General features: G+C 37.4%; 20 protein-coding genes and 1 other annotated feature. Of the genes, 15 read left to right on the top strand and 5 right to left on the bottom strand.

From position 1 onward, the window contains the following. Window positions 1-242 precede the first annotated feature (242 nt). The 11 genes from clpX to M2M59_RS10335 all read left to right on the top strand — a co-directional run bounded on the left by clpX (window position 243) and on the right by M2M59_RS10335 (window position 15,217). Window positions 243-1,508 (top strand): ATP-dependent protease ATP-binding subunit ClpX, encoded by a 1,266-nt coding sequence (gene clpX / locus M2M59_RS10390; protein ID WP_066788621.1) that lies wholly within the window; start codon window positions 243-245, stop codon window positions 1,506-1,508. Between the two features lie 172 nt (window positions 1,509-1,680). Continuing rightward, the gene (gene lon, locus M2M59_RS10385) at window positions 1,681-4,008 is read left to right on the top strand and encodes an endopeptidase La (protein WP_249774533.1); all 2,328 of its coding nucleotides are present in this window, start codon (window positions 1,681-1,683) and stop codon (window positions 4,006-4,008) included. Next, the gene (gene yihA / locus M2M59_RS10380) at window positions 4,005-4,586 is read left to right on the top strand and encodes a ribosome biogenesis GTP-binding protein YihA/YsxC (protein ID WP_249774532.1); all 582 of its coding nucleotides are present in this window, start codon (window positions 4,005-4,007) and stop codon (window positions 4,584-4,586) included. The genes lon and yihA overlap by 4 nt, the downstream gene beginning before the upstream one ends. Window positions 4,587-4,939: 353 nt before the next feature. Beyond that, entirely contained in the window at window positions 4,940-6,304 is a 1,365-nt protein-coding gene (hemA, locus tag M2M59_RS10375) for a glutamyl-tRNA reductase (protein WP_249774531.1), read from the top strand. Between the two features lie 91 nt (window positions 6,305-6,395). Beyond that, the gene (gene ccsA, locus M2M59_RS10370; RefSeq protein WP_066788609.1) at window positions 6,396-7,226 is read left to right on the top strand and encodes a cytochrome c biogenesis protein CcsA; all 831 of its coding nucleotides are present in this window, start codon (window positions 6,396-6,398) and stop codon (window positions 7,224-7,226) included. Between the two features lie 18 nt (window positions 7,227-7,244). After that, a complete protein-coding gene (hemC, locus tag M2M59_RS10365) occupies window positions 7,245-8,177 on the top strand; it encodes a hydroxymethylbilane synthase (RefSeq protein WP_147195858.1) in 933 nt (310 codons plus the stop codon). Further along, complete coding sequence (locus tag M2M59_RS10360; protein WP_249774530.1) at window positions 8,167-8,931, top strand: uroporphyrinogen-III synthase; 765 nt, start codon at window positions 8,167-8,169, stop codon at window positions 8,929-8,931. Before hemC ends, M2M59_RS10360 begins: the two co-directional genes overlap by 11 nt. Further along, window positions 8,928-9,911, top strand: coding sequence for a porphobilinogen synthase (gene hemB / locus M2M59_RS10355; RefSeq protein ID WP_249774529.1), 984 nt, complete (start codon window positions 8,928-8,930; stop codon window positions 9,909-9,911). Before M2M59_RS10360 ends, hemB begins: the two co-directional genes overlap by 4 nt. After that, entirely contained in the window at window positions 9,911-11,203 is a 1,293-nt protein-coding gene (gene hemL / locus M2M59_RS10350; RefSeq protein ID WP_147195852.1) for a glutamate-1-semialdehyde 2,1-aminomutase, read from the top strand. Before hemB ends, hemL begins: the two co-directional genes overlap by 1 nt. A 135-nt stretch (window positions 11,204-11,338) precedes the next feature. Continuing rightward, window positions 11,339-11,986 carry a hypothetical protein gene (locus M2M59_RS10345; RefSeq protein WP_249774528.1) on the top strand — a complete coding sequence of 216 codons (648 nt, stop codon included), beginning with the start codon at window positions 11,339-11,341 and terminating at the stop codon, window positions 11,984-11,986. A gap of 320 nt (window positions 11,987-12,306) precedes the next feature. Further along, window positions 12,307-12,520, top strand: a binding site (T-box leader). Between the two features lie 48 nt (window positions 12,521-12,568). Then, the gene (locus tag M2M59_RS10335) at window positions 12,569-15,217 is read left to right on the top strand and encodes a valine--tRNA ligase (RefSeq protein ID WP_249774527.1); all 2,649 of its coding nucleotides are present in this window, start codon (window positions 12,569-12,571) and stop codon (window positions 15,215-15,217) included. A gap of 69 nt (window positions 15,218-15,286) precedes the next feature. Here the strand turns inward: M2M59_RS10335 and M2M59_RS10330 are convergent, their stop codons facing one another. Together M2M59_RS10330 and M2M59_RS10325 are read right to left on the bottom strand one after the other, a co-directional pair. Continuing rightward, window positions 15,287-16,081 (bottom strand): ATP-grasp domain-containing protein, encoded by a 795-nt coding sequence (locus tag M2M59_RS10330; RefSeq protein WP_249774526.1) that lies wholly within the window; start codon window positions 16,079-16,081, stop codon window positions 15,287-15,289. Between the two features lie 4 nt (window positions 16,082-16,085). Then, entirely contained in the window at window positions 16,086-16,952 is an 867-nt protein-coding gene (locus M2M59_RS10325) for an ATP-grasp domain-containing protein (RefSeq protein WP_249776005.1), read from the bottom strand. An 85-nt stretch (window positions 16,953-17,037) separates the two neighbouring features. Here M2M59_RS10325 and M2M59_RS10320 point away from each other — a divergent pair, with 85 nt between their 5' ends. Further along, entirely contained in the window at window positions 17,038-18,282 is a 1,245-nt protein-coding gene (locus tag M2M59_RS10320; RefSeq protein ID WP_249774525.1) for a bifunctional folylpolyglutamate synthase/dihydrofolate synthase, read from the top strand. 84 nt (window positions 18,283-18,366) lie between these two features. Next, entirely contained in the window at window positions 18,367-20,073 is a 1,707-nt protein-coding gene (locus M2M59_RS10315; RefSeq protein WP_249774524.1) for a sensor domain-containing diguanylate cyclase, read from the top strand. Window positions 20,074-20,501: 428 nt separating this feature from the next. Here the strand turns inward: M2M59_RS10315 and M2M59_RS10310 are convergent, their stop codons facing one another. Genes M2M59_RS10310 through M2M59_RS10300 form a run of 3 tightly spaced genes read right to left on the bottom strand, consistent with a single transcriptional unit; the run spans window position 20,502 to window position 22,792 of the window. Beyond that, window positions 20,502-21,896, bottom strand: a complete 1,395-nt coding sequence (locus M2M59_RS10310) for a pilus assembly PilX N-terminal domain-containing protein (RefSeq protein ID WP_249774523.1) — start codon at window positions 21,894-21,896, stop codon at window positions 20,502-20,504. Beyond that, complete coding sequence (locus M2M59_RS10305; protein ID WP_249774522.1) at window positions 21,893-22,354, bottom strand: type II secretion system protein; 462 nt, start codon at window positions 22,352-22,354, stop codon at window positions 21,893-21,895. Before M2M59_RS10305 ends, M2M59_RS10310 begins: the two co-directional genes overlap by 4 nt. 3 nt (window positions 22,355-22,357) lie before the next feature. Then, on the bottom strand, window positions 22,358-22,792 hold the full coding sequence (locus M2M59_RS10300; RefSeq protein ID WP_249774521.1) for a type IV pilus modification PilV family protein: 435 nt from the start codon (window positions 22,790-22,792) through the stop codon (window positions 22,358-22,360). 401 nt (window positions 22,793-23,193) lie between these two features. Between M2M59_RS10300 and M2M59_RS10295 the strand changes: the two genes are divergently transcribed. Then, the gene (locus tag M2M59_RS10295; RefSeq protein ID WP_249774520.1) at window positions 23,194-24,594 is read left to right on the top strand and encodes a VanW family protein; all 1,401 of its coding nucleotides are present in this window, start codon (window positions 23,194-23,196) and stop codon (window positions 24,592-24,594) included. An 11-nt stretch (window positions 24,595-24,605) separates the two neighbouring features. Beyond that, window positions 24,606-26,270, top strand: coding sequence for a GspE/PulE family protein (locus tag M2M59_RS10290; protein WP_249774519.1), 1,665 nt, complete (start codon window positions 24,606-24,608; stop codon window positions 26,268-26,270). The last annotated feature ends 11 nt before the right edge of the window (window positions 26,271-26,281 follow it).

The raw sequence follows: 26,281 nt of genomic DNA, 5'->3' as shown, positions 1-26,281 counted from the left end.
AACCAGAACGGTACCCCACACTGATTGGTCATGTTCCAACTGGGCTTTTAGGGGTAAATACCCCCACATAAACTTCTCGCTTTTTCATTTCAAAAGTAGGGTTTTTACAACCCATCAAAGCGGAATAAATTTTATAAATCATAACGATACATACTATAAGTAATTTTTGTAGCAAGAATTCATTATATTTGATAATATAAATGGAATCTTGTAACATTGTTGCTTGAATAGGGGTGAAATAATTGTTCAAATTTAATGATGAAAAAGGCAATTTAAAATGCTCATTCTGTGGTAAACCACAAGAACAAGTTCGTAAACTTGTGGCAGGGCCAGGCGTCTATATTTGTGATGAATGTATTGACTTATGTTCTGAAATCGTTGTAGAGGAACTAGGCACTGAAGAAGAAGTAGAGCTTAAAGATATTCCAAAACCAAAAGAAATTCTTGAAACATTGGATGATTATGTCATCGGACAAGAACGTGCGAAAAAAGCATTATCTGTAGCTGTATATAATCATTACAAACGTATAAATACTCAAAGCAAAGTAGACGATGTTGAATTATCTAAATCAAATATCGTTTTAATCGGACCAACTGGTAGCGGTAAAACATTGCTTGCCCAAACGTTAGCACGTATTATTAATGTTCCTTTCGCTATTGCTGATGCGACTTCATTAACTGAAGCAGGATATGTTGGGGAAGATGTAGAGAATATTCTTCTTAAATTAATCCAAGCTGCAGATTATGATGTAGAACGCGCTGAAAAAGGAATTATTTATATAGATGAGATTGATAAGGTAGCCCGCAAGTCGGAAAACCCATCAATCACTCGAGACGTATCTGGTGAAGGTGTTCAACAAGCATTGTTGAAAATCTTAGAAGGAACTACAGCTAGCGTACCACCACAAGGCGGCCGTAAACATCCGCACCAAGAGTTTATCCAAATCGATACAACTAATATCTTATTCATCGTAGGCGGAGCATTTGATGGAATTGAATCCATTATTAAACGCCGTATGGGTGAAAAGGTTATCGGTTTTGGCTCTAATCTTAAAAAAGATGCAGACGACAAAAATCTAATGAAACATTTAATTCCAGAGGATTTATTGAAATTTGGCTTGATCCCAGAATTTATTGGCCGTTTGCCTGTACTTGCGAGCCTAGAACTTTTAGATGAAGATGCACTTGTTCAAATTTTAACTGAGCCAAAGAACGCGTTAACAAAACAATATCAAAAAATGATGGAGTTAGATGACGTAGAACTTGAGTTTGAAAAAGATGCATTGTACGAAATCGCTAAAGAAGCAATCGAACGTAAAACAGGTGCACGTGGTTTGCGTTCCATTATTGAAAACATCATGCTAGATGTTATGTTTGAACTGCCATCACGTGATGATATAGCGAAATGTATCGTAACGAAAGAAACAATTACAGAAAAAGCAAGACCAAGACTTGTATTAAAAGACGGTACAGAGTTAGATCCAAATAACAAAAAAACGTCTGCGTAAGAACTGATCCAATAGCTGGTTCGATCAAGTGCCAATCAGCACTTGACCGGCCAGTTTTTTGAGTTTTAGGCGAATTGACTAACTTGTAACAATATGAATGAAATAATTTGAATGAACCATACTTATAACGTGCTTTTATAGTTAGAACTTAAAGTCGGAGGTGATCGCTCGTATGGCAGAAGTAACTAGAACACAAGACTTACCACTTTTACCGCTTAGAGGGTTGCTCGTGTATCCAACAATATTGTTACATATTGACGTAGGTCGCGTACGCTCAATTGAAGCATTGGAAAAAGCAATGGCGGATGATCATTTGATCTTCCTTGCTACCCAAAAAGCAATGGATATCGAAACACCAGAAGAAGAAGATTTATATAAAACAGGTACTGTAGCATATGTAAAGCAAATGCTTAAACTTCCTAATGGAACTTTACGTGTGTTGGTTGAAGGTCTTCATCGAGCAAAGATTGAAACAATAACTGACCATAAAAAATATATGACAGCGAATATTGAAAACTTTATTGATTCAAAGGAAGCAGATTTGGAAACTCAAGCTCTAATGCGTACGCTGCTTTCTTATTTTGAAAAGTATACGAAAGCATCAAGCAAGATTTCTCATGAGTCGTTTGCTACAGTTGCAGATATTGAAGAACCAGGTCGATTTGCTGACACTGTGGCATCTTATTTGCCACTCAAAATGCACGGCAAACAAGAAATCCTTGATACAATTGATGTCAAGGAACGTTTAAGTATTTTGATTAATCGTTTGCATGATGAACAAGAAGTATTAAATTTAGAGCATAAGATTAACTCAAAAGTTAAGCGTGCCATGGAAAAAACTCAAAAAGAATTCTACTTGCGTGAGCAAATGAAAGCAATTCAAGAGGAACTTGGCGACCGTGAAGGGAAACAAGCAGAGGTAGCGGAGTTACGTACGAAAATTGATGCAGCGAAAATGCCTGAAGAAATAAAATTGGTAGCCCTTAAAGAATTAAGCCGTTACGATAAGATCCCTGTTGCATCTGCTGAGAGCGGTGTAATTCGCAACTATTTAGATTGGCTTGTGGCCCTTCCTTGGAGTAAGGCTACGAAAGATAGAAGGGATATTCATGTCGCTGAAAAAATCCTTAATCGGGACCATGAAGGTCTAGAAGATGTTAAGGAAAGAATACTTGAGTATCTTTCTGTTCAACAGCTTACAAATTCATTGCGCGGACCGATCTTATGTTTAGCAGGTCCTCCAGGAGTCGGTAAAACGTCCTTGGCAAAATCAATTGCAGAGTCGTTAAATCGTAAATTTGTACGAATATCGCTTGGTGGAGTACGGGATGAATCAGAAATCCGCGGACATAGAAGAACCTATGTCGGTGCTATGCCTGGACGTATAATTCAAGGTATGAAAAAAGCAGAAACAATCAACCCCGTATTTTTATTAGATGAGATCGATAAAATGTCTAATGATTTCCGTGGGGATCCATCAGCTGCATTGTTAGAAGTACTTGACCCAAATCAAAACAACACATTTAGCGACCACTATTTAGAAGAACCATACGATTTATCGAATGTCATGTTCATTGCGACAGCTAATGACTTAAGTACAATTCCTGGCCCGCTTCGGGATCGTATGGAAATAATCTCAATTGCAGGGTATACAGAGTTTGAGAAAGAGCAAATTGCTATTAACCACTTAATACCAAAGCAAATGAAAGAAAACGGCCTATCTAAATCACAGCTGCAAATCCGTGATGATGCCATTCTTGACCTGATACGGTATTATACACGAGAAGCAGGTGTTCGAAGTCTTGAACGAGAAATTGCTTCTTTATGTAGGAAAGCTGCGAAACAAATCGTTTCAACAGAAAAGAAACGAGTTGTGATTACAGCGAAAAATTTAGAGGATATGCTTGGCAAACACCGCTTCCATCATGGTCAAGCAGAACAAGAAAACCAAGTTGGCGTTGCAACTGGGTTAGCATATACAGTAGTAGGAGGCGATACGCTTCAAATTGAGGTTTCGCTTACTCCAGGTAAAGGCAAAATTCAACTTACTGGTAAACTAGGTGATGTAATGAAGGAATCAGCACAGACTGCATTGTCTTACGTGCGATCAAAAGCTGATCAACTCGGCATAGACCAAGATTTCTTCGATACGCATGACCTTCATATTCACGTGCCAGAAGGAGCTGTTCCTAAGGATGGTCCTTCAGCTGGAGTAACAATGGTGACTGCTATTACATCTGCTATCACCAAAAAGCCGATTCGAAAAGAAGTAGGAATGACTGGGGAAGTCACTCTACGAGGAAGAGTATTGCCAATTGGGGGCTTAAAAGAAAAATCTCTTGGCGCCCACAGAGCAGGTTTAACAACCATCATTTTACCGAAAGATAATGAACGTGATATAGATGATATACCAGAAAGTGTGCGAAAAGGGCTTACGTTTAAGCTCGTGTCAAACGCGGATGAAGTATTAAACATCGCGCTCGACGGAGGGATTTCATGAAAGTCAATAATGTAGAAATGGTCATTAGTGCTGTAGGACCAAAACAATATCCAGAGGATGGTCTGCCAGAGTTTGCTCTGGCAGGTCGTTCAAATGTTGGTAAATCTTCATTTATCAACAGAATGATTGGGCGCAAAAGTATGGCGCGTATTTCATCTAAACCAGGTAAAACACAAACACTCAACTTTTATAAAATTGAAGAACAATTATTCTTTGTCGATGTTCCTGGCTATGGCTATGCCAAAGTTTCTAAAACAGAGCGCGAAGCATGGGGCAAAATGATCGAGCAATATTTAACTGGACGAAGCATTCTGAAAGCAGTTGTCCAAATTATCGATATCCGCCATGAACCAACTGATGATGATTGTATGATGTACGACTTTTTAAAACACTACAACATTCCAACCATTGTTATTGCTACGAAAGCTGATAAGATTAAAAAGGGAAACTATGAAAAACATAAAAAAATTATAGAAGAAGTCCTGGACATGGATCCGAACGATCCGCTTATTTTATTCTCATCAGAAAAAGGAATGGGTATGGAACAAGCCTGGGCTGAAATTGAAAAAAGAATGTAAGATACATAAAACGCTGCAAATATGCAGTGTTGTCTATGTAATCGAAATTTGCTCTTGTAGAATCTACAGGAGCAAATTTTTTTGTTTAGTTCCGTTTGTTTGAATTAATGAATTATGGGGATTATAAGTAGTAGCAGGTTTTACAAAGTGCAAAGGTATTAAAAAACTGAAAATTACGTTATAAAACAGGTTAATTGTACTTCGAAGTATAATTTGCTAAAATATAAATTATAATAATTCTAAACAACAAGATGTCAATACGTCATAGGGTGTTCACAATTTATAAACAAGAATGATGACGATTTATGATATAATAGACATCGTGAAAATGAACGTGTGAGGTGTAGAGATTCATGCATACCATCGTAGTAGGCTTGAATTATAAAACAGCGCCCGTCGAAATTCGGGAAAAATTTTCTTTTACTGAAAATGAAATACCAGAAGCGATGAGAGCATTACAAAGCCAAAAAAGCATATTAGAAAACGTGATTGTTTCTACATGTAACCGTACAGAGATTTATGCAGTAGTAGACCAGCTGCATACTGGCCGTTATTACGTCAAACAATTTCTTTCTACATGGTTTAAAGTTCCTGTTGAGTCATTCGAAAGTCATTTATATATCCGTGAAGAAGATGAAGCAATGATGCACTTATTCAAAGTTACTTCAGGTATAGATTCAATGGTTTTAGGTGAGACGCAAATACTTGGACAGGTAAAGACAAGCTTTTTACAAGCGCAAGAACTTGGTGTGACAGGCACTGTTTATAATAGATTATTTAAACAAGCGGTTACATTTGCGAAACGTGCGCATGGCGAAACAGCCATCGGTGAAAATGCTGTGTCTGTATCGTATGCTGCAGTAGAACTGGCAAAAAAAATATTTGGTTCTCTAGAGAATAAACATGTAGCTATACTTGGTGCCGGCAAAATGGGTGAGCTTGCAGTCGAAAACCTTTATGGCAGCGGCGTTGGGAAAGTAACTGTTATAAATCGTACGTTCTCTAAAGCAGAAACCCTTGCAGAAAAATTCCATGGTACAGCTAAATCCATGCAAGAACTACAATGTGTATTACTAGAGGCAGATATTCTAATTAGCTCGACAGGTGCAACAGAATATGTTATTGATCATGAATTAATGCAATTTGTTGAAAAACTTCGCAAAGGCAAACCTTTATTCATGGTTGATATTGCTGTGCCTCGTGATTTAGATCCGCGCATTGGTGATATTCCAAATGTATTCTTGTATGATATTGATGATTTGCATGGCATTGTTGAGGCAAACCTCGCAGAAAGAGAACGCGCAGCAAGCCAAATTGTTTCCATGATTGATACAGAAGTAAATGATTTTAAAGATTGGATGACAACTCTAGGCGTTGTGCCTGTTATTGCAGCCCTTCGTCAAAAAGCTGCTCGCATTCAATCTGAAACAATGCAAAGCATCGAAAATAAAATGCCAGATTTAACAGACCGTGAGAAAAAAGTATTAAATAAACATACAAAATCTATTATTAATCAATTGCTCAAAGATCCGATTCTACAAGCGAAAGAAATGGCCGGTTCACAAAAATCAAAAGAACAGTTAGCGCTGTTCCAACGTATTTTTGGTATTGAAGAGGATGTACAAGATGAAGTGAAAAAACAACAGCTTCAACAAAAAGAGCGAATGGATAAAACAGTATTAGAAGCACAAGCATCTGATGCAAAATGGTCATATTAAGAAACTTTAAGAAGAGCGTTTTCGTGTCTATGTGGTAAACTATAGGTGCGGAAACGCTTTTTTTAAGATTTATGTCGCAAAGGAGCATATTATGGCTGATTTGACGATGACAAGGCTGCATGAAGCAATGGTCGTCTTATATGCGATCAGTCTTGTCTTTTATTTTATCGATTATTTAAATAAAGACCCGAAAGCCCATCGCATTGCGTTTTGGTTAATTTCTGTAGTATGGGTACTTCAATCAGCATTTTTAGGACTTTATATTATACAGACGCATCGATTCCCAATACTTTCGCTATTTGAAGGAATTTACTTTTACGCGTGGCTTTTAATTACTATTTCGATTTTTTTACATTGTTTATACCGAGTAGATTTGCCTGTCTTCTTTTTAAATGTGATTGGTTTTATATTTATGACTATCCACACATTTGCACCAAATCAGTTGGCACTTTCGCCAGTCGGCAAGTCACTTATTTCTGAATTGCTCTTTTTCCATGTCACATTTGCCATCTTATCCTATGTAGCCTTTTCGCTGTCCTTTGTTTTTTCAACATTGTATCTCATTCTTTACAATGTATTGAAGAAGAAAAAGTGGACAAAGCAATGGACGCGTTTACCATCATTAGATCAAGCACAAAAAGGCATGACGTGGGCTATATTGGTGGGTATACCTATTTTGCTGATTAGTTTAATTCTCGGGCTTCAATGGGGTTATTCATCGTTAGAGCATTTCACTGTTTTAGATACAAAGATTATAGGGTCTTTTCTCTCTCTATTAATCTATTGTTTTATATTATATGGCTATCGAAAAGGAAAGCTTCATACGACGATGTATGCTTGGACAAATGTGTATGCCTTCCTTGTTATCATTGTAAATTTCTTTTTGGGAAGCCGTTTGTCAAGTTTTCATTTTTGGTATTAATAGAAAGGTTGGATGTACGTGCGTAAAATTACTGTTGGATCAAGACGAAGCAAACTAGCATTAACTCAAACAAATTGGTTTATTGACCAATTGAAGAAAGCTGGGGCGCCGTTTGAATTTGAAGTGAAAGAAATTGTGACAAAAGGCGATAAAATTGTTGATGTTCAATTGTCTAAAGTAGGCGGCAAAGGCTTATTTGTAAAAGAAATTGAGCAAGCTTTATTTGACAAAGAAATCGACTTTGCTGTCCACAGCATGAAAGATATGCCTGCAGTACTTCCAGAGGGGCTAGTTATTGGCTGCATTCCGAAACGTGAGGATCCACGCGATGCCTTCATTAGCAAAAATCATGTGAAATTTGCAGATTTACCAAAAGGAGCAGTTGTAGGTACGAGCAGTTTGCGCAGAAGCGCACAATTGTTGCTTGCACGTCCAGATTTGGAGATCAAATGGATTCGCGGTAATGTAGATACTCGTTTAGCAAAACTAGAAAACGATGAGTACGATGCGATTATCCTAGCAGCTGCAGGGTTGAAACGTTTAGGCTGGAGTGATGAGGTTGTTACAGAATACCTATCAACTGAAGTATGTCTGCCAGCAGTAGGGCAAGGTTCGCTTGGAATTGAGTGTCGAGCTGATGACGAAGAGCTACTATCTGAGCTGGCGAAATTAACAGACAAAGCAACGTGGGAAGAAGCTCATGCAGAGCGGGCGTTCCTTGCTGCAATGGATGGCGGCTGCCAAGTACCAATTGCTGGCTTTGCACGTTTTGAAAATGATGGCGTGAATTTCAAAGGCCTAGTAGCTGCTCCTGATGCCTCTGTTTTTTATAAAGAATCAGTTGCTTCAAAAGATGCAAAAGCTGCAGGAGAAGAAGTGGCAGAAAAACTAACAAGCCAAGGCGCATATGAGTTAATTCAAAAAGTAAAGGCTGAGCAAAATGCCAACTAATCTGCCATTGAGTGGACATAATATTGTCCTGACTGGCACGAAGATGACACATTCAGTATCTTCACATATTTTAGAAAGGGGCGGCAATGTATATCATTTGCCGCTCATTGCTGTACAAGAAGCCACTTCTTCAAATGATGGTGAAAAATTAGCGAAAGCCTTAAACAGCGAATGGCTAATCTTTACTAGTCAAAATGCTGTAGAAGCATTTTCACAAAAGCTTGCCCGCGCTTCATTAAGCATAGAAAAAAGCAGAGCCAAGATTGCTGCAGTGGGTGAGAAAACTGCAAGTGCATTAGAAAAAATAGGTTTTCAGATTGATTTTATGCCGTCTACATACAGTGCGGATAAATTTGTTGTCGAATTTCCTAAAGTGGCTGGGAAGGTTGAAAGTTGTCTATTCTTGAAAGGTAGTTTAGCAAAGGCTACTATAAAGAAAGGGCTGCCGTTTCCAGTCGATGAATGGACGGTTTATGAAACCATTCAAAATACAGAGCATATCAGTGAATTAACGACATTAATCCAAAAATCAAAGGACGCAACAATTATATTTGCGAGTCCTTCTGCTGTGGATGTATTTAATAAATATGTCGTACCGCAAACAAGCTGGAGAGGTTATCAAATCGCAGCTATTGGACATGTTACTGAGCAGGCTCTCTTAAATGCCGGAGCAATGGTAGATGTTAAACCAGAAAAATATACGATGTTGGCCATTATAGAAGAATTGGCTAAAAAGAAAGGACGATCATCATGACAGATTTACATTACAAAAGACATAGACGTTTACGCCAATCTAGTGCGATGCGTGCGATGGTAAAAGAAACTTACTTACACAAAGAAGACTTTATTTATCCAATCTTTGTTATCGATGGCGAAAATATTAAAAATGAAGTGTCATCAATGCCAGGTGTATTTCAATTCTCACTTGATCGTTTAGGAGAAGAAATGGATGAAGTTGTTTCTCTTGGTATTCCATCTGTTATTCTTTTTGGACTTCCAGCAGAAAAAGATGAAGTAGGGTCACAAGCTTATCATGATCATGGCATCGTCCAAGAAGCTACTCGTTTTATTAAGAAAAATTACCCTGAAGTTGTGGTAGTTGCTGATACTTGTCTATGTGAATTTACTTCTCACGGCCATTGTGGCGTTGTATCAGAAGATGAAAAAATCTTAAATGATCCATCATTAGATTTATTGGCTAAAACAGCGGTTTCACAAGCAGAAGCGGGAGCAGATATTATCGCACCTTCTAATATGATGGACGGGTTTGTAGCTGCTATTCGTAAAGGATTAGATGAAGCGGGTTATGAAGATGTTCCGATTATGTCTTACGCAGTAAAATATGCATCTGCTTATTACGGTCCATTCCGTGACGCAGCAGATGGTGCACCACAATTCGGCGACCGCAAAACGTATCAAATGGATCCATCAAACCGTATGGAAGCAATGCGTGAAGCTGAATCTGATGTAGAAGAGGGAGCGGACTTCTTAATTGTAAAACCAGCCTTGTCTTATTTGGATATTATGCGAGATGTTCGCAATAACTTTGATTTACCTGTTGTTGCCTACAATGTAAGTGGTGAATATGCGATGGTCAAAGCAGCTGCAATTAATGGCTGGATCGATGAAAAACAAGTCGTATTAGAAACATTACTTGGCATGAAACGTGCAGGCGCTGATTTAATCATTACTTATCATGCAAAAGATGCAGTTCGTTGGATGGAGGAGAAATAATGACACGTTCACATGAAAAATCAAAAGCAGCTTTTCAGGAAGCAATTCACTTAATGCCGGGTGGCGTCAATAGCCCTGTTCGTGCATTTAATGCGGTAAATATGGATCCGATCGTAATGGAAAAAGGGAAAGGTGCAATCATTACAGACGTAGATGGCAATGATTATATCGACTACGTATTGTCATGGGGTCCTCTTATCTTAGGTCATACACATCCTGATGTGGTAGCTGCGATTCAACGTGTAGCTGAATCAGGTACAAGCTTTGGTGCTTCTACTGTGATTGAAAATGAATTGGCTAAAGAAGTAATCAAACGTGTACCATCTATTGAAATGATTCGTATGGTTTCTTCGGGTACAGAAGCGACAATGAGTGCTATACGTGTAGCGCGTGGTTATACAGGTCGCGACAAGATTTTGAAATTTGAAGGCTCTTATCATGGCCATGGCGACTCATTACTTATTAAAGCAGGCTCAGGTGTGGCAACACTTGGTTTGCCGGATAGCCCTGGGGTGCCGTTAAGTATTGCTCAAAATACGATAACAGTTCCTTACAATGATTTAGAGTCTGTAAAACAGGTCTTTGAGATGTATGGAGAAGATATCGCAGCGATTATTGTTGAACCTGTAGCGGGAAATATGGGCTGTGTGCCACCGCTTCCAGGCTTTTTAGAAGGATTGCGAGATATCTCTACAAAAGCAGGTTCACTATTAATTTTTGATGAAGTTATGACAGGTTTCCGTGTTGGATTCAACAGTGCTCAAGGATATCTTGGGGTTACACCAGATTTGACTTGTCTTGGGAAAGTAATTGGTGGTGGTCTGCCGGTTGGAGCTTTCGGTGGTTCTCGTGAAATCATGGAACACATTGCACCAGCAGGACCAATTTATCAAGCAGGAACATTATCAGGCAATCCGCTTGCTATGACAGCTGGCCTTGAAACGTTGAATCATTTAACGCCAGAGTCGTATGACTACTTCAAAAAGTTAGGTGACCAATTAGAAGCAGGCTTCCGTGAGGCAGCTGAAACATACAATATCCCGCACACAGTAAATCGTGCAGGGTCTATGATTGGTTACTTCCTAACAAATGAAAATGTTATTGATTTTGAAACTGCTAAAACATCTGATCTGCAATTATTTGCAGAGTACTATACGCTAATGACAGAAGAAGGGATTTTCTTACCGCCATCCCAATTTGAGGGTGTTTTCCTTTCAACGGCGCATACGGAAGAACATATTGCACAAACAGTGAAAGCCTTCCAAAAAGTATTTAAACAATTAGCACGTTAAGACATTCAGCAGAGCGTATATGCTCTGCTGTTTTTTTATTTCTTAATTCTATTTTAATATATTAATTAGATAACTAGCTGGTTCTATAAACTCATTAGTATACATATAGATAAAGATAGAGGAGGGAATGTAAATATGAAAAAGATTACCTGGGAAATAAATGAATCATTCGTTTTTCCTGAAATATATGGTAAACCAACTAGCTTAAACAAAGTGAAAATTACACCCCGTTGGGAACAGCAAGAGGATGAATTATCCGTATCACTTACTGGTATTTATCACATTGCCGCTAATGTGGAATTCGATGACACTCAAGAGGTAATGCAGCAATTAGAAAACGAGAGTACGCTTGTAGATGAAGTGGATGTTGAAGGTAATGAAGGCTATTTTGAGTATGCTATTCCTCTAAATGTAAGCTTGCCAAATGATAAGATTGACCAATCAACCGTTGTCCTAAACACAAAAAATCTTCAAACAAAAGTGTCCGATAATGGAATTTGCGTGATTAGTTGTCAGGTAGATTGCGAATATAAAAATGTTGAAGAAAAAGAAGTGGTTGAAACCCCAAGAGTGGAAGCACAGTCAGAAGTAGTTCAAAATGAAGAGGTCCAATTAGCGGAGACGGAAAAAGTTGTACAACTTACAACGAATGAATCGCCAATGGACCTTCTAGAAAAGCCAATTGTAGTAGATCAAGATGAATCTATCTTAAGTCAAATACTGTGGGATTTAGAGGAACATTATTCGGTTGAGGAAATACCATTAAATAATGTCAGAATGTAGTAAGTACCAAAGACCTATAAAGAGCAGTAGGATGATAATATCCCAGGTTGTCGGAAAAATAATGATTCGTACGAATTGAAAGCATGTGAATGGGATAATAATCCCTTTACAATAGAAACGTGTTTTCCGCAACCAAGGCGGCAGCAAGTATGGATTATATCGTCTTCTCATGTAGAAGCTCCTTTCTATTTTAATGAAAAACCCATTCCTAGTATTTTATGTAGCTAGGGATGGGTTTTTGTAGGTCATTTAGAGAAAAGTAGCTTTGCGAAAAAACTTGAAAAATTAGGGACTATTCGCTACAATGTATACAGCTATATATATATGCTTTGAAGGGGAGGAGTAGAACGCTCCTACTTGTTAGAGAGGGAACGGTTGGTGAAAGTTCCTCAAGTAGACGTTTGAATGTAGCCCTGGAGCAGTTTTTGTGAACATTGAAGTAGCAAAAACCGGTGAAGAGCCGTTATACAATGAAGAGTCAGTTTTTTTATGCTGAAATTAAGGTGGTACCGCGAATATTCCTTCGCCCTTTTATAGGGTGAAGGATTTTTTTGTATAACGAGCATTTAAGGAGGAGATCTAATGGAAGAACAAAACACATCCATGTCGACTAAATATGAACCACAGACGATTGAAAAAGGCCGCTATGAATGGTGGTTGAAAGGCGATTATTTTAAAGCGCAGCCTGACAGCGAGAAAAAACCTTACTCAATTGTTATTCCGCCCCCAAACGTAACAGGGAAATTGCATCTAGGCCATGCATGGGATACAACATTGCAAGATATTTTAATTCGTATGAAACGTATGCAAGGGTATGATGCGCTTTGGCTACCTGGAATGGACCATGCAGGTATCGCTACACAAGCAAAGGTGGAAGCGAAGCTAAGAGAACAAAATATCTCTCGCTATGATTTAGGACGTGAAAAATTCCTTGAAAAAACATGGGAATGGAAAGAAGAATATGCTGGCACAATTCGTGAACAATGGTCAAAACTAGGTTTATCTCTAGACTATTCACGCGAACGTTTTACATTGGATGAAGGTCTTTCAGAAGCAGTAAAAGAAGTATTCGTTAAATTATATGAAAAAGATTTAATCTACCGTGGTGAACGAATCATAAACTGGGATCCACAAGCAAAAACAGCATTGTCAGATATCGAAGTAATTTACAAGGATGTTCAAGGTGCTTTCTATCATATGGAATACCCACTAGCAGATGGCTCAGGTAAACTTGAGATTGCGACAACACGTCCTGAAACTATGCTAGGTGACTCTGGTATTGCTGTTAATCCGAACGATGAACGTTATGCACACTTAGTTGGCAAAACAGCTATTCTTCCGATTGTCGGCCGTGAACTTCCGATTGTAGCAGATGATTATGTTGATATGGAATTCGGTACAGGCGTTGTTAAAATGACGCCAGCACATGATCCGAATGATTTCGAAGTCGGCAACCGTCACAATTTAGAACGCATTAAAGTAATGAATGAAGATGGTACGATGAATGAATTGGCTGGCAAATACCAAGGTATGGACCGCTTCCAATGCCGCAAGCAGCTCGTGAAAGACTTACAAGAGCAAGGCGTCCTTATCAAGATTGTTGACCATATGCATTCTGTTGGCCATTCTGAACGTACAGGAGTAGTAGTAGAGCCTTATCTTTCAAAACAATGGTTTGTAAAAATGGCACCTCTTGCAAAAGAAGCGCTAGAATTACAGGAAAAAGAAAACGAAAAAGTAAACTTTGTACCAAATCGTTTTGAAAACACCTACACACGCTGGATGGAAAATGTCCACGATTGGTGTATTTCACGCCAACTATGGTGGGGCCATCAAATTCCGGCTTGGTACCACAAAGAAACAGGCGAAGTGTACGTAGGTAAAACTGCTCCTGCAGATGAAGAAAATTGGACGCGTGATGAGGATGTCCTTGATACATGGTTCTCATCTGCTTTATGGCCTTTCTCCACAATGGGCTGGCCAGATGTAAATAGTGAAGATTTTAAACGCTATTATCCAACAAGCGCATTAGTTACAGGCTATGACATCATCTTCTTCTGGGTATCACGCATGATCTTCCAAGGGCTTGAGTTTACAGGTGAGCGTCCATTCAAAGACGTTTTAATCCATGGTTTAGTACGCGATGGGGAAGGACGTAAAATGTCCAAATCACTAGGTAACGGGGTTGATCCAATGGATGTAATCAGTCAATATGGTGCTGACTCACTTCGTTATTTCCTAGCAACAGGATCATCACCTGGCCAAGATCTTCGTTATACAACTGAAAAAGTTGAAGCTGTTTGGAACTTCTCCAATAAAATTTGGAATGCCTCACGTTTTGCTTTGATGAACATGGATGGCATGACATATGAAGAGATCGACCTAACTGGTGAAAAATCAGTTGCGGATAAATGGATTTTGACACGATTAAATGAAACCATCGAAGAAGTAACAAGACTTGCTGATAAATACGAATTCGGTGAAGTTGGCCGCCATTTACACAGCTTTATCTGGGATGATTTCTGTGACTGGTATATTGAGATGGCTAAATTACCGCTTTATGGTGAAGATGAAGCCGCGAAGAAAATGACACGTTCAGTTCTAGCTTATGTTCTCGACAATACAATGCGTTTGCTTCATCCTTTCATGCCTTTCATCACCGAAGAAATTTGGCAAAATCTACCGCATGAAGGCGAGTCTATTACTGTTGCTTCTTGGCCTGCAGTAAAGGATGATCTTCACTTTGCTAAACAATCTCAGGATATGAAATTGTTGATGGACATTATTCGTGCTGTTCGTAACATCAGAGCAGAAGTGAATACACCAATGAGCAAAAAAGTACCGATGTATATTTCTGCAAAAGATGCCCAAACACTGGCTGTCCTAGAAGAAAACAAAGCATATATTGAAAAGTTCTGTAATCCAGAAACACTTTCACTAGGTGAAAATCTACAAGTCGACATGAAAACCATGTCAGCTGTCGTGTCAGGCGCTGAAATTTTCTTACCGCTTGAAGGTCTAATCGATGTGAAAGCAGAAATCGAACGACTTACAAACGAATTGAAAAAATGGGAACAAGAAGTCAAACGTGTTCAAGGTAAACTAAACAATGAACGCTTTGTATCCAAAGCCCCAGAAGATGTAGTTGCTGCAGAGCGTGAAAAAGAAGCAGACTACCTAGAGAAATTTAATACAGTAGAAAAACGTATTGCTGAATTAAAGAATATGTAAAGAAAAAGCCGCCCTTTTGGATAGGGGCGGCTTTTTTTGTGAATAGAAAGTATTGCAGCTCAAAAATTTTTATATACTGGCAACCAAATAATTCAACAAAATCTCTGCTAAATCATCGTTAAATAATTTATAAAAAGATCTTGCGCCGACAGGATCCTCGATTTCATTTAACATCCAATCACCGTTCGGAAGAAGTAAGAAGTCAATGCCGATATAGTCACTTTGCAGAGCTTTTTGCAGAAGCAAAATTTGTTGCGTTTGAGTCTCTGATAAAGAATATTTTTCAATTGATCCGCCACGTGTGTAATTCGAACGGAAATCATCATTGCCAACGCGTTTGACGCAGCCAATGATTTGATCACCAACAATCCATGCTCGAAGGTCTGTGGCATATGTTTCGATATAAGGTTGTAATAGTGTTGGTCTATCATGCCATTTCTTTTCATAATGCGAAAGTTGTTCAGCGTTCTGGCATAGTGCAACTTCATCGCCGCCATGCCCATCTACTGTTTTGATGACAACAGGGAAGTCCCGCACTTCGTCTAATATTGGAACAGTAGGAATACCGAGGGAATTAGCAAACTCTATTGTTTTTCTTTTATTATTTGCCAGGTCATTCACAAATGGTTTATTTACAATTCTAATTCCTGCTGATTGTATCTTAGATGCAATAGATGCTGAGCGTGTGCGGTTCCATACAAATAGAGGATTATCCAAGCGAGCTAGAAAACTGTCGATATCTAAATCATCCACAAAGATTAACTTTAAATCCAGATCTTTTCTCTTAGCAGCTTCTATCATTTCTTCAATAAAAAATCTATTATTGAAGGCATCCTGCTCCTCATATAAGATATATGCTTTCATATGATCACCCAATTATCTTCAAAATATATTGAATAAATGGCACACCGACATTGATGCCAGTCACTTCATATAAGTTGCGAATATGCGCTGCAGCGTTCACTTCACATACGAGTGGCACTTCGTTGGGTCCAAATAGAAGGTCAACACCTGCAAATTCGGCGCCAACTGCTTTTGCCGCACGGAGCGCAATATCTTTTTGCTCCTTTGTTAATGCAATTTTTTCTGCAACGCCACCGTTTGTGATATTCGCCCTGAAATCTGTTTCCGAATGGCGATACATAGCAGCTGCTACCTCATCGCCGATTATATTGACGCGAATATCTCTGCCACGGCTAGAGGAAATAAACTCTTGAAAGACAAAATCAACGCCTCTCAATTCATCTACTTTTTCATAGAAGTCCTTTTCGGTTGAAATAAGATACACTTTCATGCCGAATGAGCCGTGGCCTTCTTTTATAATCATAGGTAAGCCCAACGTTTTAAGAACATTTTCAAAATAACCGCTATCTCTTATGGTGAATTTAGGATACACCTTTGGTGCAATGATAGTTGTTGGCATTGGTATTCCTTTACTAGCAAGCTGTATGTATTGTTTTGCTTTGTTATCGCATGTTTCAATTACTTCTGGGTCATTGAATATAGGAATTCCTTTATTTTTTAGGTAAGTGGCTAATAAAATATCTTTATCTAAGAAAATCACAAAGTCAGGCTTTTTCTCTAGTTCCTCGTCAAGCTTCATCATAATCTCATAGTTTTTAAAAATCATGGGTCTCACATCAAGAGCTTCCGCCGCTTCCGCCATCAACCTTGCTTGATCTAAAAACTTATCATTTATTAAGCTACCATTATATATAATCCAGCATGTTTTCATCATCAAAACCCTCTCACACAAGTGCTATAATATATTTTAAAGTGTAGCATGAAAAATGTAGAATACATAGAATGGAGTTTTTACCTTGATACCTAAATTAGACTATTATAAGGAACGTTTCCATATATCGAGCGATTCAGAAATCAAACCGGGATTAACTGCAATTCAAGAAGCACTAGAGTTAGTAGGACACCCGGAAAAAAACTTGCCGATTATCCATTTAGCAGGCACTAACGGCAAGGGGTCTACGCTTACAATGATTGAGCGAATAGCTCAAAGCCATGACTTAAAAACAGCCTCTTTCATGTCACCATGCATGAAGGACGTACATGACCAAATCAAATTAAACGGGGAGCCAATTGCGCCTGATGAATTAGCTGCCATTTTTAGTATCATGAGAGATGCAGATTTAGACGGAAAATGTACTGATTTTGAATTACTAACAGTTGCAGCTTTTCTAGCATTCCAGCGTTTTCAAGCGGATATTGTGTTAATTGAATGCGGAATGGGTGGACGTTATGACAGCACAAATGTTGTGATGCCCATCGTTTCAGTTGTGCCTAGCATTGCGTTAGAGCATACAAACTTTTTAGGTGATACACTAGCCAGTATCGCGGGCCATAAGGCAGGCATTATAAAACAAGGTAGACCGATAATTACAGGCGATCTGCCAGAAGATGCAATGGCAGTTTTTATAGAAGAAGCCAAGCAATGTGAAGCACCGCTTTTTGTATATGGAAAAGATTTCTCTGTTGAGGGAGAAGAGAAATCAGAAACCTATATCGCACCAAATTTTCGAATTAATAATCTAGACCGTAGCTTGCCAGGAATGCACCAGCGTAGCAATATGGCGCTAGCAATCACAGCATTCCTCCAAGTTGCACAGCATCTACATATACAAGTTCACCCAGAGGCTATTCAAAATGGGATTAGCCATGCGGAACTTGCAGGCCGCTTTGAGAAAATTTCCAGCAAATTATACATTGATGGAGCTCATAATCCCGCAAGTGCAAGAACACTAGTAGATACCGTTAAAGAACAGTTCAGAGGTCAAAAGATACACTTTATTGTAGGTATGTTGAGAGACAAGGATGTAAAAGGTGTTTTGCGTATTTTAGAAGAAGTAGGGAATGGTTTTACATTTGTTGATGTAGATAATGAGCGTGCGATGCCTGCTGAAAACTTATATAACTTATCTAGTAGTCATGTTAAAGAGGTCTCAAAGAAAAATATTCGTCATATAATAGAGGAAAAAAATGATGAAATAGTCATTATAACCGGCTCTTTATATTTGCTTGCAAGTTGGCGAGAGGAACTATTAAATGGGTAAAAATGTCTATTTTTGATAATTGAAACTATTTTAACTTGTGGTATAATTTACATTATCTATTTGCTGAATGGGAGGAAAGCAGGAGTGAAAAAGTCGTTTGCATTTCAACTTGTGGTCTTCATGATATGGATCGTTTGCATACCTCTCAGCATCTATACGGTATATCAATATTATCCGCCGAATGAAGCTACTAATTGGCCATTGTTAGCAGGTTTTACGGCATTAAGCCTTTTAACCTCGGCGTTTCCAGCATTCATTAATGGAACTCCCTTTTTCTTAACACAATGGGTAAGTCTCGCTTTGTTTTTGCGTTTTGGATTATTTATTGAAATAGTAGTTTTTCAGATTTCATTAGTTCCTTTACTATATAATTTGAAATTAAATCGCAATATGTTATATCGGATTCCATGGAATTCTATTATGTTTTTCCTTGTATCACTTCTCAGCGGATTAGCCTTTTTGTGGCTTGGTGGAGATATACATTCCATGAACACAGTGGACATTGTAGGATATGGTTTGCTCTATATTGTTGTAAACATCACAGCAAATCATGCTCTTATCAAAATCAGTGGGATACTATTAGGACAACGGATAAGATTCTTTACAATTGATGATACTTGGGATTATCTTATTTGTGCGTTTGCACTTCCGATGGGTCTTAGTCTTTATCTGCTTGGTCAGTATGTAGGTGTACTTTCAATAATCCTTCTTGGTATTCCATTTTATATGGCCACGCGACTATTGCAGCTTTATACCACTACGAGTAAAGTTAATAAAGAACTTTCAGAAGCGGCTCATTTTGGCCACCAATTAGCAGATCAACTGGATTCGGAAGAAACGCTAGACTTATTTATTGAACGCGTACCGAAAATGGTTTCTATAGATGGACTTTATTTGATTGATCGCCGACAGCAGACGGGTACATTATCTGTACTACGAGCTTATGAAAATGGAAAACAAATCTTAAAGAATGCAACACATAAAGAATTAAGCCATAGTTTGTTATCTGAAACGATAGAAAGTGCAGATAAAACTGTATTTTGTAAACGTGAAGAATGGTTGCCATATAGTGGTTCCTTTTTACTTCCGAATACGCAAAGTGCTCTGGTTTTGCCGTTTTGTCGAAATCATCAATTGGAAGGTGTACTACTGCTAACATCACGTAAGAAGAATAATTTCCAAGACTATCAGGTGAAAATGCTTGAATTAATTAGCTCCTACTTTATTGTTTCATTAGAAAAGGCTCGGTATGTAGAAAAAGCAAAACATAGCAGTGAAAGATGTGGTTTGACAGGGTTATATAATTATCGTTATTTTGAAGATTATCTAAATTCCAAGATGAATGAATTGAAGGAACACACCATTTCCAACCTGTCTCTTATTATGCTCGATATCGACTATTTCAAAGGTATAAACGATCGATATGGTCATGAGAGCGGTAACGAAATACTTCGTGGTTTAGCCGCAGTCTTGAAACGAGAAGTCGGGGAAAAGGGTACACTTGCACGCTATGGCGGCGAGGAATTCGTCATCCTCTTGCCAAACTATACAAAACAACAAGCATTGCTACTAGCTGAAAAGCTACGCGAGCGAATTGAAATGCAACCGTTTGAAATCGTGCCGGACCTGCTTGAAAACGTCAAGCACCTGATTGTCCACATCACCGCAAGCATCGGCGTATCTTCAGCTTATGAAGATACCGACAATGCTACAAACCTACTCCGCAACGCTGATCATGCAATGTATAAGGGAGCGAAGGAGCAGGGGAGGAATAAGGTGGCGGGGTTTTAGATATAAACAAGTAAAAGGTTTCTTTTAATGAACTGCACCTCTATTGTTAGATCCGTTTAACAATGGGGGTGTAGTTTTTTAAAGAAGAAATTAATAAATGAACAAAAAGAAATAGATAGTAACCTTGGTATATGTTCTTAGAATGATTGAAAGATGAAAAACAATGACTCACTCAAACAGGAAATGCATTACGGGGGAGAATTAATCTCTTAATAAGCGAAAAAAAGAAAATTAAGAAGTACATTAATTACTATAATATTTAATAATGATAGAATTAACAAAAACTGGCCAGCATGAGTAAAATAACTTGCCAGCCAATTAACTGTATAAATAAAACTTTAACATGAAGGGATTACTATTTTTAATACCAAACTCATTTTTAATAGTCATTCGTTAAAGGATATTGTTTTGTTTATTTTCTTTTAAAGTTATTTTTCTGTTAATGAACCTAGGAGGGTAGTTAATTCTTTAGGTTCATTATAGGATACTGATGTATCTTCAATCTCATAATTAGGATCATATATAAGTGTAGTATTACCACTAGCTTCAAATATCTTAGAAATAATAACTCCTCTTATATCAGTATTTCCAGATGTTCGGAAAGTTGCATTCGGTGCTAAAAAAAGTTTAGTATCAAGGGTTGAATTACCACTTATAGATACATCATTTCCACCTGTATAAATATTCCCTTGTATACCATTATTCCCAGAAATATTTATGTTGGAGTTTTTACTATAGAGCGAGCTATATATAGTTGAATTCCCTGTAAAGTCTAATGTATCTATACCTTTATAAAAAACTTTGACTTTTGAATTATCTTGTGTATTTCCATTTAGTGTGCCCTTTCCATTAACTGAAAATTTATCTTTAATATAAATGGCTAATTTTCCTTTCCCGACTATATTAATATCATTGGAATAGTCAAGGCTATTAACAAGTAACTTTTTATTTGTATCTCCGACATCTATAGTAAGTGAAGCATTTCCCGACAAGTTTATATTGTCGAATTTCATATCAGTGGTCATTGCTAATACTTTATTATTGTTGCCAGATTCGATTATAGAAGGATTTGATTGATATGATAATTTTTCTAAATTAGTATATTCTTCATCCGGAAAGTCAGGGAGTTTTACTTTTATAGGGGTAGCATAATCTATCTTTATATCTTTTGGAATGACTATATCATTTAAGTTACTAGATTCAGTTGCAACCCCACCTCCAATAACTTTTGCATTTCCACTCATAGTAATATTCTTTGAAACATGCACAACATATTTACTGAACATATTTTGCGAGATGTTTTCAACATTTGCATCAAATATTACTTTATACTCCTGTGTGACTGTTCGGTTTTTATTTCCAATTATACCTTTTGAATTTAACGTATATATTAATGGGCCATCACTTTTGGAATTTGTTACCCATACGTTAGCTTGGGGTATTTTATTAAAATTTTTTTCAAACCCACTAATCGTACTGGGTATAGGTGAAATATTTTTTAATACTAATTTATAAAACTCTTCTTCAAACTTATATTTTGTTTTTTGTTCAGGGGAAAGACGATTATATATGTCTTTAATAGAATTATATGCATCATAAACTATCTTATCCAAATTCACTTTCGTTTGAGTAATTCCTGACTCGGCAATATAGTAAGCTGCTTGGTCGATTCTTTCATGATCGGCTTGTTTCATAGTAGAAGCTGTTGTACTCATTAAGCTTATTGCTAAAATAGAAATTAAAGCTATTACAAAGACCGCCAAGATCAACGTATAGCCTTGTTGGTTCTTAAGGGGCGTTAAGTATTTGTATATTTTTTTCATTGGTTAGCACTCCTAATGTATACAGTAGTTGTAACTTGACTACCCTTTAAATTTTTAATAATTATTATATATCGGTCACCTGTGTTGCTAATAGAGAAATCATTTATATTATTTGCATAAATAGAACCATTTAGTTTTATAGATTTTGATTGCTTATCAAATATGTACTGTTTATTGTTTACACTTATTCCAGTATATAAGATTTCGTTCTGCTCATTTTTAATATTTGTTTGGTTAGTTAGAGTAACGTTGTTTGTCTTTCTTATATCTTTCGTAATAGTTTTTAAAACATATGAAATTTCCTTCAGCTGTTGATTTGTTGTAAATTGCTTATTATATTGCTCGGTACTTTTAACTTGTATATTTATTATAAAAATTGCTAGAAAACCGATAATTACAATTGATGCAAGTATTTCAACAAGGGTAATTCCTCTTTGATTTGTTAATCGTTTTTTCATAGATTAATTTTCCTTCCAAACGATTATTTTTTCCATTAAAGCTTTTTGCTTATTATCCAAATTTGATGTCACTTGGATTACAATACTTTTTAATGGGGTGTTACGGCTTTTAATGGACAAAGTAACTTTGTAATTCTCAATTGTTTTAGAAAATTTAGTTGCTGAATTTAACTCTGCTATATAATTTAGACTAGGACCAGTTAAAGTTTTTACATCAAGGCCACCTTTTGTACTTGCGTTATAAGCTTTTTCCATCTCTGTTTGCGCAATATAAGTAGCATCCACAATTCTTTCAGAATTTTTGGTAGTCTTAGAGGTTTGAATGAACAAAGTAAAAAAAGACAAAAGGATAATAACTATGAGTGCGAAAGAAGCAATTACTTCTATAAGGGTGGCACCTTTTTCATCAACGATTATTTTTCTGTTTTGGCTTGCCATTTCTGCTGTCCTTTCTGCCGTTTAGCTAGTGACCTCGAGAAGGGAGTACTAATTCTTCCAAGGTACACCTGCTCAGCTAATGGTTTACTTTTGTTAAATTAAAGGTATGTACCAATATTTGGAGCTTTTAAAAAATAATTCAATAGAAAGATTGGCTAGGATGTTTGTTGATTAACGTAAATTTTTCTTAGAGATGAGTGATTGAATTGTAAAATTAAGAGATTGATTTATTTATTTTACATTTAGTTCACAAAGGTTTCTATGATTTTTATCATATTAACTTAATTGAATTTCCAAATTATTTTTTGTTTAAGTGTAAAAAGTCATATCTTTTGCTCCAAACACCATTTATAATAACAATATCTTAGAAATATAAATTAAGCAACGAGATAGGTGATGAGATGAAAGTCACTCCAATATATAAAATTATTACAGGTTTGTTCTTACTCTCCATAATACTAGCATCCGCGAGTTATGTGAATTTGCATGTTTTTGCTGCTTCTAGTGGTTCGACAATCGGATCTGTCGCTGTAGAGGACTTATCAGATGGCGAAGTTAAAAAGCAATTAAACCGTGTAATAAATAAATGGAAGAATACAGAGCTATCAGTCCTAGTGGGTGAAGAAAAAGTCCTTTTGAAAGCAGAAGATTTCCAATTTGATATTGATGAATCTATCAGTACATATAAAAAACGCACTGCAAAACCTTGGTATGCATTTTGGGAAAAGAAGCCGATTGTTCATGAACCATTACAGGTTAGTGCTACTGATTCCTTAGTGGACAAAATAAGTGAACATACAAAACAAAATAGCGATGAGATTGTATCGCAAGTACTTGAAGCAGCTTCTTATTTAAGGAAATTCCCTCTTAAGATAAAGGATGCTGATTTTTCAATCGAAGATGGTGAACGAATTTCTTTCCAAGCTGTTCCAGTCAAGGATGCTGATTTAAGTAACATCGTTGCATTAGCTAAGCAATTAGATGGTTTTATTATTGAACCTAACAAACCTTTTTCTTTCAATGGATTCGTAGAGCAAGCAGAAATTAGCAACGATGACTCATTAAGCCTCGTGGCCTCTGCTTTATATAGTACTGTTTTACAAAGTTCATTCGAAATTACAGAACGCCATCAAGCTGAAGAAATACCGACATACGTCAAGCCAGGTTATGAAGCGATAGTTAGCCCATTTTTAGAGAAAGATTTGAAATTTATTTCTCACGGAACAGTCCCTGCCAAGATAGCTGCTACGGTCAGCGGCAATGAATTAAAGGTATCGCTTTATTCATTGTCTGGAAGCCCTGAAGTATTAGTTTACGAGAAAGATAGAAGAGCCATTGAACCACGTACCATATACCGCTATATGTCCAATTTAGCGGAAGGGGATAGTAAGACTGTAGAGAAAGCGAAACCAGGTTTACAAGTTTACATTTATCGAACGATAACAGATAAGAATGGTAAAACAGAAAATCAATTAATGAGTCAAAATTATTATCATCCAATAAATCAAGTCATTGAAACATCGGCAAAACAAACTGCACCAATAGATAATAGTTCTGAGCCTACTACAGATGGATATGTGGAGAATCAGCAGGGGACGGATCAGGGATTAGGTGAACCACAGCAAGAGGAGTCTACAAGCCAACAACCTATGCCTAGTAAGGACAAGAATTCAAAAGATGATTCAGAGTTGAATTCTTCAAAAGAGCCTCAAGCAACCACAAGTAAAAATGGAGGTAGTGTTCCAAAAGGAAGCCATTACAATAAAACAGGTGATATTGTTACTCCGAATGATTCCAAATAAGGGGGATTCTCATGGTACTTTCAAAAAGAAAAAGGCTTGGTGATTTATTAGTTGAAGCAGGCGCCATAACCTCACAGCAACTTGACTACGCCCTTCAAAATAAATCGAAAGATGAGAAACTGGGCGACTTTTTGATTCGGGAAAATTTGCTTACAGAGCAACAGCTGATTGAGGTGCTGGAGATTCAGCTAGGTATACCTCAGATTAGTATTAGTCAATTTGTGATTGATCCTGAGCTTGTGCACCTATTGCCTAAAGAAATTGCAAAACGTTCGCTCATTATGCCTTTAACTCGTGAAAAAAATAAGTTGTTGATTGCAATGGCCGATCCAATGGATTATTTCTCGATTGAAGAAGTCCGTATGGCAACTGGCTGTCAAATTGAGACAGCAATCGCCTCAAAAGATGAGTTAAATAAAGCCATTAGTAAGTACTATGATTTGCAGGAGACTATGGATGCAGCTCTTAATGATTTAGTTCCAACTGAAACATTTGAAGAGCCGGAAATGTTTGACGATGATTCACCGATAGTCAAATTAGTCAATCAAATCATCTCTAATGCAGTAGTACAAAGAGCAAGTGATATACATTTTGACCCCCAAGAAACGGAGCTGCGGATTCGATATCGAATTGACGGAGTTTTGAGAACAGAGCGGTCATTGCCACGCAATATGCAAAATATGATCATCGCCCGTATTAAAATTATGGGTAATTTGAATATTACAGAAAACCGATTGCCCCAAGATGGACGAATAAAAGCGAATATTAATCTTCATCCTGTCGATATTCGGCTTTCTACTCTGCCAACAGTATATGGCGAAAAAGTCGTTATGCGGGTACTAGACTTAACTAACTCTCATGGAGATTTGCAAAAGCTTGGTTTTTCTTCAGTCAACTTGACCCATTTTAAAGAAGTAATTAGTAAACCAAATGGTATTGTCTTAATTACAGGTCCTACTGGTTCAGGGAAATCTTCTACACTATCTACTACACTTAACTATTTAAATAGTGAGGAAGTGAACATTATTACCGTAGAAGACCCAGTGGAATATCAAATTGAAGGTGTGAATCAAATACAAGTCCGTGAAGAAATTGGCTTGACCTTTGCTGCAGGTTTACGTTCCATTCTGAGACAAGACCCTGACATCATCATGATAGGTGAAATTCGAGATACCGAAACGGCCCAAATAGCTACACGTGCGTCTTTGACAGGTCATCTAGTACTGAGTACGTTACATACAAATAGTGCAGCAGAATCTATTTCACGCCTATTCGATATGGGTATTGAACCATTCTTGCTATCATCTTCAGTAGTTGGCGTCGTGGCGCAGCGTCTTGTACGCCGAGTATGCAGGGATTGCGGAAAGTACGAAGACGTTTCATCTGAAGAAAAAGATATTTTTTCAAATCATGACATAACCATTTCACATGTTAAGCGTGGGGGCGGCTGTCCATCTTGCAATAACACAGGGTATAGAGGGCGTTTTGCTATACATGAATTATTAATCGTAGACGAAAAAGTGAAAGAATTAATTTTGAACAGAGCTAGTCTAGCGGAAATCAAAAAACATATGGCAACACATGGTTATCGTACATTGCTTGAAGACGGGCTTATAAAAGTGGCGGATGGCCTAACAACAACCGAAGAGATTCTTCGAGTAGCAACTGATGAATAAGGTGTGATGAA

Origin of the sequence: Rummeliibacillus sp. G93, from assembly GCF_023515935.1 — a bacterium.
Taxonomy (GTDB): Bacteria; Bacillota; Bacilli; order Bacillales_A; family Planococcaceae; genus Rummeliibacillus; species Rummeliibacillus stabekisii.
This window is presented reverse-complemented; position numbering and strand designations above follow the sequence as displayed.